Here is a 2,555-nt window from a genome sequence, read left to right as displayed (position 1 = left end):
TAGAATTTATAAAAAATACTCCTTATACATTATATTAATAGCATAAATATAATGTATAATTGGAAAATGTTTCAACTTATGTAATCTGTAAATTGAACTTATTGTATTTCTATGCTAAAATAAAATTGGTTATATTATGTAAAGATATGTGAATGAGAGGGATAAATATGAAAGTAAGAAAAGCTATTATACCAGCGGCTGGACTTGGAACTAGATTTTTACCAGCAACTAAAGCACAGCCTAAAGAAATGCTTCCAATAGTTGATAAACCAACTATTCAATACATTATTGAGGAGGCTGTTGCATCAGGAATAGAGGAAATTCTTATAATCACAGGAAGAAATAAAAAGTGCATAGAGGATCATTTTGATAAATCAGTAGAATTAGAAATGGAACTTGAAAAAAATCATAAAGAAGATCTTTTGGAACTTGTAAGAGGAATATCTGATATGGTAGATATTCATTATATAAGACAAAAAGAGCCTAAGGGATTAGGGCATGCAATTTCATGTGCAAGAGCATTTGTTGGTAATGAGCCTTTTGCAGTATTATTAGGTGACGATGTAGTAGACTCAGAAGTTCCTTGCTTAAAACAATTAATGAATTGCTATAAGGAATATAAAACGTCTATTTTAGGGGTTCAAACAGTAAATCAAGAAGATGTAAATAAATATGGAATAGTGGATGGAATTCATATTGAAGATAGGGTTTATAAAGTAAAAAAATTGGTTGAAAAACCAGCTATAGAAGAAGCTCCAAGTAATGTTGCTATATTAGGAAGATATATAATAACTCCACAAATATTTGATATTTTACAAAATACTAAGCCAGGTAAAGGCGGAGAAATTCAACTTACAGATGCATTACAAACTTTAATTGAAAATGAAGCTATGTATGCCTATAATTTTGAAGGAAAAAGATATGATGTGGGAGATAAATTAGGTTTCCTGCAAGCAACAGTAGAGTATGCTTTGAAAAGAGAAGAACTTAGAGAACCATTTATTGAATATTTAACAAGTAGAGATTGGACTAAGTAATTAATAAGCATAGAGTGTTAATAAAAATAAACTATAAAACTTTTAATTAAAGTAAAAAAAGTTGAATGTAAATAAGATCATTCAACTTTTTTGTTATTATCCTCTAGGAATAAATCCAATCTTTTTTTGCATTTTTCTAAGTGTTTTCATTGATATATAGTTTGCTTTTTCAGCACCTAATTTATATATTTCTTCTAATGCTTTTTTATCTTTAAGGATTTCATTAACTTTATTTTGAATTGGTTCTAACTCATTTACTATAGCATCAGCTACATCTTTCTTTAAATCAGCATAGCCTTTATCTTTATAATAGGCTACGAGGTCTTGTGGGGTTGAACCATTTATTGCAATTAGAAGATCAAGTAAATTCTTAACACCTGGTTGATCATCAGAGTAATTTATAATTCCAAGGCTATCAGTAACAGCTCTAGAAACCTTCTTTCTTATTACTTCAGGTGGGTCCATAATTAAGATGTATCCATTTGGATTGTCGTCTGACTTAGACATCTTTTTAGTCGGATCTTGAAGACTCATAACCTTAGCACCAACCTTTGGAATATATGGATCTGGAATTTTAAATGTTGGACTATAAGTATTATTAAATCTGTTAGCAATATCTCTAGCTATTTCTAAATGCTGCTTTTGATCTTGACCCACAGGTACTAAATCTGTATTATATAAAAGAATATCAGCAGCCATTAATACAGGATAAGTGAATAGTCCAGCACCTATTGAATCCCCATATCTCTGAGATTTATCTTTATACTGAGTCATTCTACTAAGTTCTCCCATATAAGAATTACATGTTAAAAGCCATGCACATTCGCTGTGAGCAGGAACATGTGATTGAATAAATAAAGTATTCTTTTCAGGAACTATACCCGCAGCTATATATATTGCAAGAACTTCAAGAGTTCTTTGTCTTAAATCCTTTGGCTCTTGTTTAACAGTTATTGCATGTAAATCTACTACGCAAAAATAACAATCAAATTCATCTTGAAGAGCCACCCAATTTTTTATAGCTCCTAAATAATTTCCTAAAGTTAATTGACCAGAAGGCTGAATTCCACTAAAAATAACCTTCTTTTTATCTGTATTACTTTCCAATTAAAGCACTCCTTTCATTTGTGCATACTAACATATAAGACTTATAGTTATACAATTAATTATAAATTTGGAAATTTACCATGTCAACAAGGAATAAGACTATAGATTGGTATTTATGATGAGTATATGAAATATATGATTAAATTTAGCTTATACAGGATTAATATATAAGTTTAGATTTGATTATTTTAATTTAACATTAGTCAATGGATCAAAATTAAGAGGCACGAAGAACATGAAATGAAATAAGAGGAAAAGTATGAATTTAAATTTATGTATAAATAAGTATTCTAAATAAAAGTATGGGATATTAAGCTTAATAATTTATGAGAGGGAGCAATATTAAACTAACAATAATTGAACTATAAAAATATATAATTTAAAATATTTTTATTAATCTCAAAGTTATCA

The 2,555-nt window shown here is 28.6% G+C and carries 2 protein-coding genes; one reads left to right on the top strand and one right to left on the bottom strand.

The features are described from left to right. Positions 1 to 167 precede the first annotated feature (167 nt). Positions 168 to 1,037 carry a UTP--glucose-1-phosphate uridylyltransferase GalU gene (gene galU / locus A500_RS11400; RefSeq protein ID WP_016207740.1) on the top strand — a complete coding sequence of 290 codons (870 nt, stop codon included), beginning with the start codon at positions 168 to 170 and terminating at the stop codon, positions 1,035 to 1,037. A gap of 96 nt (positions 1,038 to 1,133) precedes the next feature. On the opposite strand, the gene trpS is transcribed toward galU, so the two are convergent. Then, the gene (trpS, locus tag A500_RS11395; protein ID WP_016207739.1) at positions 1,134 to 2,144 is read right to left on the bottom strand and encodes a tryptophan--tRNA ligase; all 1,011 of its coding nucleotides are present in this window, start codon (positions 2,142 to 2,144) and stop codon (positions 1,134 to 1,136) included. Between the last annotated feature and the right edge of the window lie 411 nt (positions 2,145 to 2,555).

It is taken from the genome of Clostridium sartagoforme AAU1 (assembly GCF_000401215.1).
Taxonomy (GTDB): Bacteria; Bacillota; Clostridia; order Clostridiales; family Clostridiaceae; genus Clostridium; species Clostridium sartagoforme.
Note: the sequence above shows the minus strand (reverse complement) of the source record. Positions and strands in the feature narration are given on the sequence as shown.